Raw genomic sequence first — 15194 nt, 5'->3', positions numbered from 1 at the left:
GCGAACTACGTCACGCTTGGGCTTGAGCGCCGACGCGGGAGACGAGTAAGGCGAGCTGCAGGCGGTCGGGGACGCCGAGCTTGTCGAAGACCGCCGCCAGGTGCGCCTTGACCGTGCGTTCGGAGATGTCGAGACGCAAGGCGACCTGCTTGTTGGTGAGCCCTTCGGCAACAGCGATCGTCACCTCACGCTCGCGCGGACTGAGCTCATCGAGCGCGGGTGCAGCTGGCGCCTCGGGTGCCTGGGCGAGTTGCGGCGCCAGCCCGGTTATCAAGCGCGCCAATAGATGGGGACCAACCCACAGACCACCATGGCGCACGACGAGCGCCACCTCGTGGAACAAGCCGGCGGCCGCGAATGCATGGCAGTAGCCGCGCGCGCCGCTGTCGAGCGCAAGCAGGGCCTGCTCGTCCGCGGGCAGGGCCGACACGACGACCACGCGCACGCCCCTCGCGGTCAGACTGCGTACCGTGCCGGCCCAATCGTCGAGTTCGACATCGACCCAGACGAGGTCATCCGCGGCCAGTGCCGGCAGCTGTTCGGCGGAACCAAGCACCACCGCACTCGAGAAAGCCTTGCGCCAGGCGTCGAGCGCCCGCGCGCTGGGGCTGATGAAGTATTCGGTCATGCTCAGCGCTCCGTCAGTGCGTTGGCCTTGGCGCGCAGCACGGGTTTGGCGAGGTAGGCGAGCACGCTCTTCTTGCCGGTGAGGATGTCGACGTCGGCGACCATGCCGGGGATGATCGGCATCCCCTCGCCGAGCTCGTTCTGCAGTGTGCGCACGCGCACGATGTAGAAGGCGTTGCCCTTGTCATCGAGCACGGTATCGGCCGAGATGTGCTCGACGACGGCGTCGAGCCCACCGTAGATGGCGAAGTCGTAGGCGCTGAACTTGACCACGGCCGGCTGCTCGGGGCGCAGGAAGCCGATGTCCCTGGGCTTGATGCGCGCCTCGAGCAGCAGAGCGTCGTCGAGCGGGACGATCTCGACCACCTCGCGGCCGGGCTGTACCACGCCGCCCACGGTATTGACGAGCAGGCGCTTGACGGTGCCACGCATCGGCGAGCGGATCTCGGCGTGCTTGACGCGGTCCTCGAGCCCACGGGCGCCCTCGGACAGGCTGCCGAGCTTGCTCATGGTGTCGGAGAGCTCGGCGCGCCACTGGTTGCGCACCGCCAGCTCGACCTCCTGGATCTTGCCTTCGGCTTCGGTGATTGCGGCCTGCACGCGCGAGATCTGCGCCGCAGCCTGGTCGCGCTCGCCGCGCATGCGTGCGACATCGCGCTCGAGACGCAGGATGTCGACGTCGGACACCGCGCCGGAACGTACCAGCGGCCGGGTCACGTCAAGCTCGCGCACCGCAAGATCGAGGCCGCGTGCAGCCTGATCGCGGCGTGCGCGCACTTCGTTGAGTTCCTGCTGTCGCTGGCTGAGCTGCTGGCGGGCAATGGCGATCTGGGCGTTGATACCCTCGCGACTGGTCTCGAACATGCGGCGTTCGTGGGCGACGATGTCGGGGATCTCGCGCTCGAGCTCTGCAGCGACGGCGAACTCGCCGCCGCGCGTGAGCGCCTCCAGGCGGGCTGCCCTGGCCTGCAGCGCCTGCGCGGTGGCGCGGCTTTCGAGCAGGGTCGAGACGAAGCGCGTGGGGTCGATGCGCAACAGCAGCTCGCCGGTGTCGACGACCTGGCCTTCGCGTACGGCGATCTCCTCGACCACGCCACCATCGAAGGACTGCACCACCTGCAGCTGCGACGACGGAATGACACGCGCCTCGCCGCGCGTGACCTCATCGAGTTCGGCCAGCGCCGCCCACACGACCAGCGCGACCAGCACGAGGGCGATGATCCACAGCAGGCCGCGTGCGCGCAGCGGCTCCTGCTGCAGGCGGGCCCAGTCGGCCTCGCCCATCCAGTCATCGGCGCCCGGGCGGTCGCCACGGGCGGCGCTGCGCACCAGGCGGTCGAGCGCACCACCGCCGAGCTGCGTCGAGCCCTGGGACACCTCGCCAACCTTGTCGAACAGGGAACGCTGCATGCGCGGCAACATCAGCCAGCCCTCCCGATACGGCCCTGGCGCAGGGCGTCGACCACCTGGGCCTTGGGCCCGTCGGCGACGATGCGACCGGCGTCGATGACGATGATGCGGTCGACCAGATCGAGCAGCGAGGTTCGGTGCGTGATCACGATCAGCGTCTTGCCGGCGCCGTGCGCGCGCAGCTGCTGCTTGAGTGCCTCCTCGCTGGCGTGGTCCATCGAGGCAGAAGGCTCGTCGAGCAGCAGGATGGGCGGGTCGGCGACCAGCGCACGGGCGATGGCCACGCCCTGGCGCTGCCCGCCGGAGAGCGATTCGCCACGTTCGCCGACGAGCATGCCGTAACCGTGCGGGTGGGCGTCGACGAAGTCGGCGATGCCCGCAATGCGCGCGGCACGCAACACCTTGTCGTCGCCCGCCTCCGGCATGCCGATGACGATGTTGTCACGCAGGGAGCCGTAGAACAGTGTGACATCCTGCGGCACATAGCCGATGTTGCGGCGCAGCTCGGCGGGGTCGAGCTGGCGCAGGTCGATGCCGTCGACCAGCACGGCGCCGCCGGTGGGCTGGTAGAGCCCGAGGATGAGCTTCTCGAGCGTGGTCTTGCCTGAACCGACACGGCCCAGGATACCCACGCGCTCGCCGGTACGGATGGTGAAGGAAACCTCGCGCAGGGCCGGCATTTCGCCCTCGCCGTAGGCGAAGCTGACGTTGCGGAACTCGATGTCGCCGCGCAGCAGCGGACGGCTCAGGAAGCGCTTGTCCTGCGGACGCTCGACCGGGCGCTGCATCAGCTCCTCGAGCGATTCGAAGGCGGTCGCTGCGGAGTGGTACTGCACCAGCAGCCCGGCGACCTGGCCGATCGGCGCCATCGCGCGCGAGGACAGCAGGTAGCAGGCGATGAGGCCGCCCATGGTGAGCTCGCCCTCGCTGATCAGGTAGACGCCGATGATGACTGTCGACAGGCTCACCATCTGCTGCACCCACAGGGCGCCGTTCGAGCTCGTGGCGGCGAGCAGGCGCAGGCGTGCGCCGACGCTTGCGACCAGCGCTGCGCTTTTCTCCCACTTGCCCTGGATGACCGCCTCGGCCCCCATCGCCTTCACCGTCTCCATGCCGACCAGGCCCTCGACCAGGGTGGCGTTACGCTGCGCGCTGGCGCGGTAAGTGGTTTCGGCCAGCGCATGCATGCGGCGCTGGACGGTGAGCGAGTAAAGCAGCAGCAGCGTGATGCCGACGACGAAGGGGATCACCATCGGCCAGCCGATCCAGCCGATGACGATGACGAAGAGCAGCGCGAACGGCAGGTCGATGAAGGCGGTGACCGTCGCCGAGCTGATGAAGTCGCGCACCGACTCGAAGGCGCGCAGGTTGGAGGCGAAGGAGCCGGCCGAGTCGGGCCGGGCCTCCATGCGCAGGCCAAGCACCTTCTCCATGATCACCGCCGACAGCTTGACGTCGGCACGGCTACCGGCAAGATCGACGAAGTAGCCGCGCAGCATGCGCAGCACGAAGTCGCCGCAGATGACGATCATGACGCCAATGGCGAGCGCCCACAGGGTCTCGATGGCATTGTTGGGGACGACGCGGTCATACACATTCATCGAGAACAAGGGCAGCGCGAGCGCGAACACGTTGATGACCAGCGCCGCGAGCAGCACGTCGCGGTAGAGCGCCCGGTTCTCGGCCATCACGCTCCAGAACCAGTGCCCGGCGCGCGTGCCGCGGACCTCGGGCGTACGCGCGTCGAAGCGGTGGCGCGGGCGCGCGTACAGGGTGACGCCGACATAGCGCGTGCGCAGCTCGGCGAGCGCCATCGTCACCACACTGTCGCCAAGCTCGGGAAACACCACCTCGGCCACGGCGGCGGCTGCGTCCACGCGCATGAGCACGCAGGCCTGGCCGTCCTCGAGCAGCAGCACTGCGGGCAGCAGCGCGGGTTCGACGTGCTCGAGGGCCTGGCGCACGATGCGGCTCGACAGCCCGGCCCGGCTTGCCGCGCGTTCGAACAGCGCCGGGCCGAGCCGCCCGCCCTCGAGCGGCAGGCCGGCGAGCACGGCTTCGCGGGTGACGGACAAGCCATGCGCCTGGGCCACGACCAGCAGGCAAGCGAGCAGTGCATCCGTGCCGCGCGGCGACGGTTCCGGGGTCGATGCCGGCTCAGCGCCTGGCGCCAGGGTGATCGAGGCTTGCTGCACGCAGAAGGTCATCCATGATGAACAATTGGACGCATTCTATGGGCAAGCGCCCAAACTGAGTCAAACCCGGGGTTTGCAGCGTTAATTCGGTCACATTGGCGCCTGCTGCTGCGGTTCAGTCCGGCAGCGGCTCGGTGTCGATGTACTCCTCGACCTTCATCCCCCTCAGCTGGTAGCCGGCCACCCCCATGTCGGAATCGATCCGCCCCACCGCCATCACCCCCTCGACCCATACCGGCAGCATGTTGTAGCCGGCCGGCACCGCCTTGTCGGGGATGACGTGGATGAGCTGGTTGGCCGGCGGCGGCGGCACATGCACGCAGGCGCCGAAGTACGGCACGAGCAGGAACTCGCTGATCTGTTCGCCGTTGGTCTCGAGCGGGACAAGAAAGCCGGGGATGCGCACACGCTCGCCGGCAAGCCGCTCGACGACCGGCGCGCGGTCCCACTCCTCGCGGATGCGTTGCAGCACCTCCATGGCGCGCGGGTCGTTGTCGCCGAGCTCGTCGAGGTTAATGTCGGCAAACAGTGCTTCGGGCTTCCAGTCGGCGGGCATCAGCTCATCCCAGCTGAGCTCGCGGAACGGCCCGCTCGCGCTGCCGGCAGGCGCCGCCAGGCGGTCGCCTACCTGGTACTGCGGCGCACCAGCAGCCTGGCTCTGCGCCTGAACCTGCGGCACCGCCGCCAACAGGAGGAAGGAGGCGCCGACCACGGCGCACAGCTTGGATGCAGTCATCGATCGTAGAACCCATTCACATCGTGAGGACGCTCGCCGGCAGTCAGACGCGGATGCTCATGCCGTCGGCAAGCGAATAGCGGTAGGCGCGCAAGGCCGGCACCAGGCTCGCCATCAGGCTGGCCCCCAGCACCGCCGCGAGCAGGCGCCATTCGCCAGAGGTCGGCCAGCCGAGCGTCAGTTGCAGGCCATGATTGGCACTCAACCACGGCGCCAACGCCGCGCTCGCACCATACAGCAGCGCCAGGCCAAGCGCGATACCCGCCAGCGCCAGCATCACGCTCTCGCTTGCAAGCAGCGCGAACACCTGGCGCGGGCTGGCCCCGAGCGCGCGCAGGATGGCGAGCTCGCGGCGACGCTCGCCCAGGCTGGCGACCACGACCGCCACCATGCCGGCCAGCCCCACTGCCACCACCAGCGCCGACACCGCGAGCAGCGCCTTCTCGGCAATGCCGACCAGCCCCCACAGCTCCTGCAGCGTGGCGCCGGGCAGGATGGCGGTGAGCGCCTCGTCGCCATGGCCGTTGATCTGGCGCTGCACGCGGAACACTGCAGTACGGCTGTGCAGGCCGACGAGGGCAGCGGTGACCGATTTGGGCTGGAGATCGAACTTGCGCACATGCTCAGCGGCAATGCGCAGACCGGGGATGGGCGCGCCCCCATGCCAGTCGATGTGAATGGCCTCGATGCCTTCCAGGCTCACCAGCAGCGCACGATCGACCGGCGTGCCGCTGCGCGCCAGGATGCCGACGACGGTGAAGGGCTTGTCGTCGTGGTCGGCAAAGCGCGGGCCGCCCTGCCCACCCAGCGTGCCGTGGCTGAGCACGATCTGCTGGCCGAGCCGGTAGCCGAAGCGCGCGGCCACTTCGGCACCGAGCACGACCTCGAAGATGCCGGCAACCTCGGCGGGCGCATCGGCAAAGGCACGCCCCTGTTCGAAACGCAGCGCGCGCCGGTCGCCATGGCGGTAATGCTCGAAGAAGCCCACGGTGGTGCCGATGACACGGTGGCCGCGATGGGAATCACCAAGCGAGATCGGTACCAGCCAGCTGACCTGCGGCATGGCGGCAATGTGCTCGATGCTCGCCCACGACACGTTGTTGGTGGCGTTGCCGAGATGAAAGACCGAGTACAACAGCAGCTGTACCGGGCCACTGCGGGCACCGACCACGAGGTCGGTGCCCGAGATGGTCTGCGCAAAGCCGGCGCGGGCATCGTTGCGCAGGCGCTCGACACCGAGCAGGAGCGCCACCGCGAGCGCCACCGCGATCACCGTGAGGCCGACCGACAGACGGCGGTTGGCGATGCTGCGCAGGCTGAGGCCGAGCACGGTGCTCATGCGCCGCCCTCCGCCGCGCACGCTGCCGAGGCGCGGTTCATGTGGTCGAGTTCGAGCACGCGGTCGAAGTGAGCCGCCAGGCGCTGGTCGTGGCTCACGAAGAGCAAGGCGGCACCGGCTGCTGCGCACTCCTCGAGCAGGAGCGCAATGAAGGCCTGCTGGCGGTCGGCATCGAGCGCGGATGTAGGCTCATCGGCCACCACCAGGCCGGGACGGCCGATGAGTGCGCGTGCGGCGGCCACGCGCTGCTGCTGGCCGACCGACAGCTGCGCCGCAGGGCGCGCGAGCAGGCCGGGGTCGAGATCGAGCCGCGCTGCCAGGCGTGCTGCCTCGGCCGCCGGCGTGCGGCCAGCGGTCGCCACCCGCGCACGGCGCTGGGGCGAAAAGCGGCAGGCAAGCAGGATGTTGTCGAGGGCGGACAGCCAGGGCAGCAGGTTGAAGAGCTGGAACACGAAGCCGACATGGTCGGCACGGAAGCGGTCGCGCGCACCCGACGACAGCGCCGCCAGCACCTGCCCGGACACCTCGACAGAGCCGGCCTGGGGAAGGATCACACCGCCGACCAGCGACAGCAGCGTAGTCTTGCCGCTGCCGCTCGGCCCGCGCAGGAAGACGCGCTCGCCGCTGGCGATGTCGAGGCGCTCGATGTCGAGGCAGTCGGCCGGCGCACCCGGCCAGCGATAGCGCAGGCCGGCGAGGCGGACCGCAGGCACGGCGGCTGCGCTCACAGTTTCAGGGCAGCGGCGCCGGGCTTGAGCACCGCCGAACCCTGGCCGCGGCCGGATGCGTGCGCCGCGCGCAACTCGCGCAGGCGCGGGAAGGCGTCGAAGAGGGCGGTGTCGATACGCTCGAGTGCGGCCGGGGCCGAGCACTCGAAGCGGTAGCTGGCGACGAGGTCGGCATGGCCATCATCGCCGTGGTCATGATCGTGTTTGTGGTCGTGTTTGTGGTCGTGTTTGTGACCGTCCGCCTGCTCCCCGCCTTGCGGCCAGGGCGATTCGACGCTGACCTCCCGCAGCGCGCAACCGGCCGCGGTCGATGGTGCGAACAGCGCCCCACCCTCGCGCAGACGCTGCTCGGCAGCAGCCATGGCCTTGCGCTGGGCGGCCGTGCGCGGCGCGTGCTCGAAGCCGACCAGGTTGTCGAGCGGGGTCGTCAGCTCGATCAGCAGTTCGCCACCATCGGTTGCCACGCTCAGGTGGGCAACGCCGTGCTCATGGGCGCCATGGGCATGCTGCGCCTGGGCCAGCGGCGACACTGCCAACAGGGCTGCGCAGCCAAGCGCGGACAAGGTACTGCGGGCGGGGATTCGGGTCATCGTGTTGCGCCTCCGGGCTCGAAAGGTTGTCTGGAACGGGTTTCTGAGGGCAGTTGGTCAATCAAAGGCTCGCGGCTGGCGCCGCTCCTACCGCATGGGCAGGCGCCGCGGGTGCCCCCGTCGGAGCGGCGCAAGCCGCGAGGGGTTGAAGGCGACATGCCCCACGGGTGGTACGAAAAGCTCGCGGCTGGCGCCGCTCCTACGGCGGAACCAGGCGCAGCGCATCTCCCGCCTTGGATGCGCGTGAATGCTACGGGTTCATCTAATGCTACAATGTTGCATCAAATACAGCACCAGATCCAGACCGAAGCGCCCGCAAACCGTTCCGGATACACCATGCCCCAGCACACTGCCCACAGCCACACACCCGTGCCGGCTCGCGAACTGATCGCGGCCCACGGCGGTCGCGTCACACGCACCCGCATCGCGGTCATCGAGGTGCTGCAGGCGGCGAGCCATCCGCTATCGCACGACGAGGTCGCCGCTGCGCTCGACGCGGGCGGCATCGCCCATGACCGGGTCACGCTGTACCGTGCGCTCGAGTGGCTGGTGGAACAGGGCATTGCACGCCGCATCGCCAGCGGCGAGCGCGCCTGGCACTTCGAGATCCGCCGCGGCGACGATCACCGCCATGCACACTTCCACTGCGACCGCTGCGGGCAGGTGCTGTGCCTGGAGGACATCCCCGCGACGGCGAGCGCAGCGCTGCCGGCCGGATTCGAGCTCGACCGCGCCGAGCTGGTACTGCACGGCGCCTGCGCCGACTGCGGCCGCAACGGCGTAGGGGCGCCCTGAACATGCGCCTCGAAGCCCATGTCCACACCCCCCCTGCGGCCATTCCCGGCGGACATGAGCACGCTGCTACCCCCAGGCTCGCCGCCCAACGCGCTGCCGACCGCGGCACGCCTGCCCCCAGCCTGCTCGGCACCAGCCTGGCCACCCGCCTGGGCGTGTGCGCGGGCGCGCTGGCCCTGTTGTGGCTGACCATCCTGTGGGCGCTGCGCTGACATGGACGCCGCGCGCATGCCGATGATCCAGCTCGACAACCTCACCCTGGGCTACGACCGCCACCCCGCGGTGCACCACCTGTCCGGCGAGATCGCCGCCGGCGCGCTGGTGGCGGTGGTCGGCCCCAATGGCGCCGGCAAGTCCACCCTGCTCAAGGGCATTGCGGGCGAGTTGCGCCCGATCGGCGGCCGCATCGTGATGCCCGCCCTGCCCGCGCACGGCCTGGCCTACATGCCGCAGCGCGGCGAGATCGACCACAGCTTCCCGGTGTCGGTGTTCGACGTGGTGGCGATGGGTTTATGGCACGAGGTAGGCGCTTTCGGCGGGTTGTCGCGCCGCCAGCGCGAGCGCGTACGCGATGCGCTGGACGCGGTTGGCCTGACGGGCTTCGAAGCGCGCCCGATCGGCTCGCTGTCAGGCGGCCAGTTGCAGCGCGCGCGCTTTGCGCGCCTCATCCTGCAGGATGCGCCGCTGATCCTGCTCGATGAGCCCTTCGCCGCCATCGACAGCCGCACCGTCGAAGACCTGGTGGCGCTGATCCTGGGTTGGCACGCCGAAGGCCGCACCATCCTCACCGTGGTGCACGACCTCGAACAGGTGCGCCGCTACTTCCCTACCGCCCTGCTGCTGTCGCGCGAGCCGGTGGCCTTCGGTCCCACCGCTCAGGTACTGACGCCCGAGTTGCTGGCGCGCGCGCGCCGCCTGTCGGAAGCCTTCGACGACAACGCTGCGGAGTGCCACATCGAAGCCGTGCCCACGCTGCCCCCGAGCACGGGAGACGGTGCGGCAGCCCCTGGCCACGTGCATGCCCATGATCACGACCATGCCCATGGGCACGACCACAGGCACTGAGCTTACCGACAACGCCCTCGCCCGCATTACGCGCCAGTTCCACCTCGGACCAGACCCGGTACCAACCTGCTTCCTTTCCCCGTGACCGAATTCCTCATCGATCCGTTTACCGATTTTGCCTTCATGCGCCGCGCCCTGGCCGGCTGCCTGGCGCTGGCGCTGGGCGCCACGCCGGTGGGCGTGTTCCTGCTGCTGCGCCGCATGAGCCTGATGGGCGACGCAATGAGCCACGCTATCCTGCCCGGAGCGGCGCTGGGCTACCTCGCCTTTGGTCTCTCGCTCGGCGCGATGACGGTCGGCGGCATCGTCGCCGGACTGGTCGTGGTGCTGGCCGCGGGCCTGGTCACGCGCGCCTCCATCCTCAAGGAGGACGCCAGCCTGGCGGCCTTCTACCTGCTGTCGCTGGCCGCGGGGGTGATGATCGTGTCGCTGCGCGGGCGCAACCTCGACTTGCTGCATGTGCTGTTCGGCTCGGTGCTGGCGCTTGACGATGCCTCGCTGCTGCTGATCGCCGGCATCGCCAGCGTGACCCTGGTGTGCCTGGCGCTGTTGTTCCGCCCGCTGGTGATGGAGTGCTTCGACCCCGCCTTTCTGCGCGGCGTGAGCCGCTGGTCACCGGTGGCGCATTACGGCTTCCTGATGCTGGTGGTGGTGAACCTGGTGAGCGGCTTCCACGCCCTGGGCACGCTGATGGCGGTGGGCATCATGATCCTGCCGTCGGCCGCTGCGCGGCTATGGGCCCGCGGCCTGCCCATGCTGCTGCTGCTTGCGGTGCTGTTCGCCTTCGCCAGCGGCGTGGCCGGGCTGCTGCTGTCCTTCCATGCCGACGTGCCAGCCGGCCCGGCAATCGTGCTGGTGTGCGGCGTGGTCTACTTCATCTCTTTGCTCGCTGCACCCGGTGGCCTGCTCGCCGGCCGCCTGCCGGTGCGCAACCACCTCGAACGCTGAGCGCTGCACGCACAAGGCGCCGCAAGACCCGATGCCCCTTTCCCAGGAGACCCCACGATGAAGCCTCAGCCCACAACCGCCGGACGCCGTCTCGCCCACGCCATCGCCGGCGGCCTGCTTGCCCTTGCCCTCGGTCCGGCACACGGTCAGCAGCCGCTGGACGTCACCGCAAGCTTCAGCATCCTGGGTGATTTCGTGCAGCAGGTCGGCGGCGAGCGCGTCAAGGTGCGCAGCCTGGTGGGCGCGGACGAGGACGCCCACGCCTTCCAGCCCCGCCCCTCGGATGCGCGCGAGATCGGCTCGGCAGCGCTGGTGGTGGTCAATGGCCTGGGCTTCGATGACTGGATGAGCCGCCTGGCGCGCTCGGGCGGCTACAAGGGCACGATCGTGGTTGCCAGCGACGGCGTGGTGACGCTGGAGATGGCCGACGACCATGGCCACGACCACGGTCACAAGCATTCGCACGGCCACAAGCACGGCAGCAAGGCGATCGACCCTCACGCCTGGCAGGACGTGGGCAACGCCCGCCAGTACGTGGCCAACATCGCTGCAGCGCTGACCGCTGCCGACCCCGCGGGCGCGGCCACCTACCGCGCCAACGCCGAACGCTACGACGGCGAACTGCGCGCACTCGATGCCGAGTTGCGTGCCGCATTCGAGGCGATTCCGGCCGAGCGCCGCAAGGTCGTGACCTCGCACGACGCCTTCGCCTACTTCGGGCGCGCCTACGGGGTGCGCTTCCTGTCGCCGGTGGGCGTATCGAACAATGCCGAGCCGACGGCCAAGGGCGTTGCCAGGCTCATCCGCCAACTCAAGGCGGAGAACATCCCCGCGGTGTTCATCGAGAATGTCGTCGATGCACGCCTGATCGAGCGCATCCGCGCCGAGAGCGGCGCAAGGATGGGCGGCACGCTCTACTCCGACGCCCTGTCGGGCGCTGGCGGGCCGGCAGCGAGCTATGTGCAGATGATGCGCAGCAACCTGCAGGCGCTGCAGGACGCGCTGCGCGAGACGCCCTGAACCCGGGCCCCCCGGGCGTTCAGGCGAAGATGCTGTGCAGCATCTTCGCGCACAGCACCATCAACAAGCCGGCAAAGATCTTCTTGAGTGTGGCCACCGGCAGGCGGTGCGCCAGACTCGCACCATAGGGTGCGGTGAGCATGCTGACCGTAGCCACCAGAACCAGCGCCGGCAGGTAGATGTAGCCAAGGGTCAGTGCCGGCGTGCCCTCGGCGCCCCAGCCATTGACGAGGTAGCCGATCGTGCCCGAGACGGCGATCGGCAGGCCGATCGCCGCTGAGGTGCCGATCGCGTGCTGCATCTTGACGTTGCACCAGGTCATGAAAGGCACGGACAGCGAACCACCACCGATCGCCACCAAGGCCGAAATGCCGCCGATGCCGACACCTGCGGCGTTCATCCCGGCGACCCCAGGCAGCTCGCGCGCAGGCTTGGGCTTGATGTTCAGCAGCATCTGCACGGCCACGTAGGCGGTGAACAGGGCGAAGAAGATCGCCAGCGGCACGGTATCGGCACGCGACGCGATGAAGGTGCCGCCGAAGGTGCCAAGCAGGATGCCGGGGGTGATCCGGCGCACGATGTCCCAGCGCACCGCACCGTGCGACTGGTGGGCGCGCAAGCTGGAGATGGAGGTCAGCACGATGGCTGCCATCGAGGTTCCGAGCGCCATGTGCACCACGGACTCGTGAGCAAATCCCTGGGCAAGGAATAAGGTGGTGAGCATCGGAACCATCACCGCGCCGCCGCCCACCCCGAGCAGGCCAGCAACGAAGCCCACCACCGCGCCAAGCAGGGGGTAGGCGAGCCACCAGGCATTCACATCCATCGGATTCTCCTTGCCGTTGTTCGCGTCAGGCACGATCGCCGGCCGTTAACGTGAAGAAGGCACGGTGATCGCTCACCGCGCCTTCTCGTGTGGCCCCCCGCCTGTGCCGTCTCCGCCGGGCATCCTGAACCTAGGGTTCAGGGAGGTCGCGTTCCTTCCGCATCAGGATCACCCGGCAAGGGGCGTTCACACAGCGGTATCGATGGTCGGCAACCGAGTCTCTCGACTATTGGTTCAAGGAATCTACGACTTCAACGAACACTGCAGGGGATTGATCTTACGTGCCCGACCAGCCTGCCGACCTGCGCAGAAGCAATTCTGAATCAGACGTCAGAAGAGCTTTTCCTGCTGGGCCAGCACCCCGTCGAGGCGCGCTTTCATGAGTCCGATTCTACGCTTCGTGCCCGGCATGTCAAACCCATTGCCGCGCTGGAACTGCAGGAACTCGTGTGCAAGGTTGAGTGCAGTCATGACCGCTAGCCGCTCGCCCGCGGCGTTGGTCTTGGCGCCAAGTTCACGAAACTTGTCGTCCAGGTAGGCGACCGTGGCGAGCAACTCGTCCTTGCTTTCGGGGGTGCAGGAGACGCGGTATTCCTTCCCGAGCAACATCACATCCAGATGCTCCATCGACATGACCTCAGGCCTCCGGCAGTTTTTCTAGCAAGCTCTCGACACGCTCGGCGGCGAACCTGACCTTGTCGGAGAGCTGGCGGTTGTCGGTCTCCAGCCGCAGGACGCGCCCGCGCAGCTCGGCATTGTCGGCCCGCAGGCGTTCGTGGAGGCTGATCAGTTGCTCGAGTTGGGCTTCGAGCTGGGCGAGTTCTGTATCCATGGCGGCGATGTTAGTGAGCGGGCGATGACGGGTCAATCAGCGCTGGACCTGGGTCACGTCACGCACCGCGCCGGTATCGGCCGAGGTGGTGAGCGCAGCATAGGCCTGCAGCGCTGCCGAGACGACGCGTTCGCGCTTGACCGGCTTCCATGCAGCAGCTCCCTTGGCCTCCATCGCGGCGCGTCTGCGGGCGAGCTCGTCGGCCGTGACCGCGAGGTTGATGCTGCGGTTGGGGATGTCGATCTCGATGATGTCGCCGTCCTCGACGAGGGCGATCGCACCGCCGCAGGCCGCCTCAGGCGAGGCATGGCCGATCGACAGGCCGGAGGTACCACCGGAGAAGCGGCCGTCGGTGAGCAGCGCGCACTGCGCGCCCAGACCTCGGCTCTTGAGATAGGAGGTGGGGTAGAGCATCTCCTGCATGCCGGGGCCGCCCTTGGGGCCTTCGTAGCGAATCACCACCACGTCGCCAGCCTGCACCTGTTCGCCAAGAATGCCGTCAACTGCGTCGTCCTGGCTTTCGAACACGCGCGCCTTGCCGGTGAACTTCCAGATCGACTCGTCCACGCCGGCGGTCTTCACGATGCAGCCCTTCTCGGCAATGTTGCCGTAGAGCACGGCAAGTCCACCGTCCTGGCTGAAGGCGTTGGCCTTGTCGCGGATGACCCCGCGCGTGCGGTCCATGTCCAGCTCCTTCCAGCGGCGATTCTGCGAGAACGCCACTTGCGTCGGCACCCCGCCCGGCGCAGCGAGGAAAAGCTCGAACACGGAGACGTCATGCGCCTGCAGGATGTCCCAGCGCGACAGGGCGTCGCCCATGGTCTTGCTGTGCACCGTCGGCACGTCGCGATGCAGCAGCCCTGCACGATCGAGCTCGCCGAGGATGCCCATGATGCCGCCGGCGCGGTGCACGTCTTCGATGTGCACATCGGCCACGGCGGGCGCAACCTTGCACAGGCAGGGGACGCGGCGGCTGATGCGGTCGATGTCCTTCATCGTGAAGTCGATACCGGCTTCGTGCGCGGCTGCCAGGAGGTGCAGCACGGTGTTGGTCGAGCCGCCCATGGCCACGTCGAGACTGATGGCGTTCTCGAAAGCCTTGAAGCTGGCGATGGAGCGCGGCAGCGCCGAGGTGTCGTCCTGTTCGTAATAGCGGCGGGCCAGGTCGACGATGCGGCGGCCGGCTTCCTTGAACAGCTTCTCACGGTCGGCATGGGTGGCGAGCGTGGTGCCGTTGCCGGGCAGCGACAGTCCGAGCGCTTCGGTGAGGCAGTTCATCGAGTTGGCAGTGAACATGCCCGAGCACGAGCCGCAGGTCGGACAGGCAGAGCGCTCGACGGCGTCGACTTCCTCGTCGGAGCAGTTCTTGTCCGCGGCCTTGACCATGGCGTCGACCAGATCGAGGGAGATGACCTTGTTCTCCCACTTCACCTTGCCTGCCTCCATCGGGCCGCCGGAGACGAAGATCACCGGGATATTGAGGCGCAGGGCGGCCATCAGCATGCCCGGGGTGATCTTGTCGCAGTTCGAGATGCACACGAGCGCGTCTGCGGTGTGGGCATTGCACATGTACTCGACGCTGTCGGCGATGAGGTCGCGCGAGGGCAGCGAATACAGCATGCCGCCGTGCCCCATGGCGATGCCGTCATCGACGGCGATGGTGTTGAACTCCTTGGCGACGCCGCCAGCGGCCTCGATCTCGCGCGCAACGAGCTGCCCCAGGTCCTTCAGGTGCACGTGGCCGGGCACGAACTGGGTAAAGCTGTTGGCGATGGCGATGATCGGCTTGCTGAAGTCCTCGTCCTTCATGCCGGTGGCGCGCCACAGGGCGCGGGCTCCCGCCATGTTGCGGCCGGCGGTCGAGGTGCGGGAACGATACTGGGGCATGGCGGCGCTCCGGAAAATCTGCGGTAAAGACGGTGATTCTAACGCGCACCAGCCAGCATGCACATCGTTCGGCACCACGGCAGCGATCCGGCATCGCACTCGCCCGACGCCCGTCGCCTTCAACCCCTCGCGGCTGGCGCCGCTCCTACGGCGGGAACGGACACCGCGGTGCCCTCCTGTAGGAGCGGCGCGAGCC

16 protein-coding genes and 1 other RNA gene are annotated in these 15194 nt (G+C 68.4%); 5 read left to right on the top strand and 12 right to left on the bottom strand.

What is annotated here, in order from left to right; translation table 11 throughout:
* Positions 1-10 precede the first annotated feature (10 nt).
* The 7 genes from C662_RS17160 to C662_RS17130 form a co-directional block, all read right to left on the bottom strand.
* Positions 11-628, bottom strand: coding sequence for a helix-turn-helix transcriptional regulator (locus tag C662_RS17160; protein ID WP_002931929.1), 618 nt, complete (start codon positions 626-628; stop codon positions 11-13).
* A 2-nt stretch (positions 629-630) separates the two neighbouring features.
* A complete protein-coding gene (locus C662_RS17155) occupies positions 631-2049 on the bottom strand; it encodes an HlyD family type I secretion periplasmic adaptor subunit (protein WP_002931924.1) in 1419 nt (472 codons plus the stop codon).
* A complete protein-coding gene (locus tag C662_RS17150) occupies positions 2049-4244 on the bottom strand; it encodes a type I secretion system permease/ATPase (RefSeq protein WP_002931922.1) in 2196 nt (731 codons plus the stop codon). The genes C662_RS17155 and C662_RS17150 overlap by 1 nt, the downstream gene beginning before the upstream one ends.
* Positions 4245-4347: 103 nt before the next feature.
* A complete protein-coding gene (locus tag C662_RS17145) occupies positions 4348-4968 on the bottom strand; it encodes a DUF3299 domain-containing protein (protein WP_002931916.1) in 621 nt (206 codons plus the stop codon).
* Positions 4969-5011: 43 nt separating this feature from the next.
* A complete protein-coding gene (locus C662_RS17140) occupies positions 5012-6307 on the bottom strand; it encodes an ABC transporter permease (RefSeq protein WP_002931915.1) in 1296 nt (431 codons plus the stop codon).
* Positions 6304-7020 carry an ABC transporter ATP-binding protein gene (locus C662_RS17135; RefSeq protein WP_232433303.1) on the bottom strand — a complete coding sequence of 239 codons (717 nt, stop codon included), beginning with the start codon at positions 7018-7020 and terminating at the stop codon, positions 6304-6306. Before C662_RS17135 ends, C662_RS17140 begins: the two co-directional genes overlap by 4 nt.
* A gap of 11 nt (positions 7021-7031) precedes the next feature.
* Complete coding sequence (locus tag C662_RS17130) at positions 7032-7625, bottom strand: DUF2796 domain-containing protein (RefSeq protein ID WP_002931910.1); 594 nt, start codon at positions 7623-7625, stop codon at positions 7032-7034.
* Between the two features lie 336 nt (positions 7626-7961).
* Between C662_RS17130 and C662_RS17125 the strand changes: the two genes are divergently transcribed.
* From C662_RS17125 to C662_RS17105, 5 genes are all read left to right on the top strand, one after another.
* Positions 7962-8420: a Fur family transcriptional regulator gene (locus C662_RS17125; protein ID WP_002931908.1), complete on the top strand. Its 459-nt coding sequence runs from the start codon at positions 7962-7964 to the stop codon at positions 8418-8420.
* Positions 8421-8422: 2 nt separating this feature from the next.
* Positions 8423-8632: a hypothetical protein gene (locus C662_RS17120; RefSeq protein WP_002931907.1), complete on the top strand. Its 210-nt coding sequence runs from the start codon at positions 8423-8425 to the stop codon at positions 8630-8632.
* A 1-nt stretch (position 8633) separates the two neighbouring features.
* Entirely contained in the window at positions 8634-9485 is an 852-nt protein-coding gene (locus C662_RS17115; RefSeq protein WP_002931904.1) for a metal ABC transporter ATP-binding protein, read from the top strand.
* An 81-nt stretch (positions 9486-9566) separates the two neighbouring features.
* A complete protein-coding gene (locus tag C662_RS17110; RefSeq protein WP_002931903.1) occupies positions 9567-10433 on the top strand; it encodes a metal ABC transporter permease in 867 nt (288 codons plus the stop codon).
* A gap of 57 nt (positions 10434-10490) precedes the next feature.
* Positions 10491-11453, top strand: coding sequence for a metal ABC transporter solute-binding protein, Zn/Mn family (locus tag C662_RS17105; RefSeq protein ID WP_002931900.1), 963 nt, complete (start codon positions 10491-10493; stop codon positions 11451-11453).
* Between the two features lie 19 nt (positions 11454-11472).
* On the opposite strand, the gene C662_RS17100 is transcribed toward C662_RS17105, so the two are convergent.
* The 5 genes from C662_RS17100 to ilvD form a co-directional block, all read right to left on the bottom strand.
* On the bottom strand, positions 11473-12279 hold the full coding sequence (locus tag C662_RS17100) for a sulfite exporter TauE/SafE family protein (RefSeq protein ID WP_002931896.1): 807 nt from the start codon (positions 12277-12279) through the stop codon (positions 11473-11475).
* Between the two features lie 90 nt (positions 12280-12369).
* Positions 12370-12552, bottom strand: a non-coding RNA gene (gene ssrS, locus C662_RS20100) — 6S RNA.
* Between the two features lie 57 nt (positions 12553-12609).
* A complete protein-coding gene (locus C662_RS17095) occupies positions 12610-12912 on the bottom strand; it encodes a cell division protein ZapA (protein ID WP_002931893.1) in 303 nt (100 codons plus the stop codon).
* A 4-nt stretch (positions 12913-12916) separates the two neighbouring features.
* The gene (locus tag C662_RS17090; RefSeq protein WP_002931891.1) at positions 12917-13111 is read right to left on the bottom strand and encodes a hypothetical protein; all 195 of its coding nucleotides are present in this window, start codon (positions 13109-13111) and stop codon (positions 12917-12919) included.
* Between the two features lie 36 nt (positions 13112-13147).
* Positions 13148-14998 carry a dihydroxy-acid dehydratase gene (gene ilvD / locus C662_RS17085; protein ID WP_002931890.1) on the bottom strand — a complete coding sequence of 617 codons (1851 nt, stop codon included), beginning with the start codon at positions 14996-14998 and terminating at the stop codon, positions 13148-13150.
* Between the last annotated feature and the right edge of the window lie 196 nt (positions 14999-15194).

The organism is Thauera sp. 28, from assembly GCF_000310145.2.
GTDB classification, from domain to species: domain Bacteria; phylum Pseudomonadota; class Gammaproteobacteria; order Burkholderiales; family Rhodocyclaceae; genus Thauera; species Thauera mechernichensis.
Note: the sequence above shows the minus strand (reverse complement) of the source record. Positions and strands in the feature narration are given on the sequence as shown.

Bases quoted from the DNA above. Each gene is read 5' to 3' on its own strand.
- C662_RS17160 (WP_002931929.1), bottom strand. From the start codon at position 628: ATGACCGAATACTTCATCAGCCCCAGCGCGCGGGCGCTCGACGCCTGG.
- C662_RS17155 (WP_002931924.1), bottom strand. From the start codon at position 2,049: ATGTTGCCGCGCATGCAGCGTTCCCTGTTCGACAAGGTTGGCGAGGTG.
- C662_RS17150 (WP_002931922.1), bottom strand. From the start codon at position 4,244: ATGACCTTCTGCGTGCAGCAAGCCTCGATCACCCTGGCGCCAGGCGCT.
- C662_RS17145 (WP_002931916.1), bottom strand. From the start codon at position 4,968: ATGACTGCATCCAAGCTGTGCGCCGTGGTCGGCGCCTCCTTCCTCCTG.
- C662_RS17140 (WP_002931915.1), bottom strand. From the start codon at position 6,307: ATGAGCACCGTGCTCGGCCTCAGCCTGCGCAGCATCGCCAACCGCCGT.
- C662_RS17130 (WP_002931910.1), bottom strand. From the start codon at position 7,625: ATGACCCGAATCCCCGCCCGCAGTACCTTGTCCGCGCTTGGCTGCGCA.
- C662_RS17125 (WP_002931908.1), top strand. From the start codon at position 7,962: ATGCCCCAGCACACTGCCCACAGCCACACACCCGTGCCGGCTCGCGAA.
- C662_RS17120 (WP_002931907.1), top strand. From the start codon at position 8,423: ATGCGCCTCGAAGCCCATGTCCACACCCCCCCTGCGGCCATTCCCGGC.
- C662_RS17115 (WP_002931904.1), top strand. From the start codon at position 8,634: ATGGACGCCGCGCGCATGCCGATGATCCAGCTCGACAACCTCACCCTG.
- C662_RS17105 (WP_002931900.1), top strand. From the start codon at position 10,491: ATGAAGCCTCAGCCCACAACCGCCGGACGCCGTCTCGCCCACGCCATC.
- C662_RS17100 (WP_002931896.1), bottom strand. From the start codon at position 12,279: ATGGATGTGAATGCCTGGTGGCTCGCCTACCCCCTGCTTGGCGCGGTG.
- C662_RS17095 (WP_002931893.1), bottom strand. From the start codon at position 12,912: ATGTCGATGGAGCATCTGGATGTGATGTTGCTCGGGAAGGAATACCGC.
- C662_RS17090 (WP_002931891.1), bottom strand. From the start codon at position 13,111: ATGGATACAGAACTCGCCCAGCTCGAAGCCCAACTCGAGCAACTGATC.
- ilvD (WP_002931890.1), bottom strand. From the start codon at position 14,998: ATGCCCCAGTATCGTTCCCGCACCTCGACCGCCGGCCGCAACATGGCG.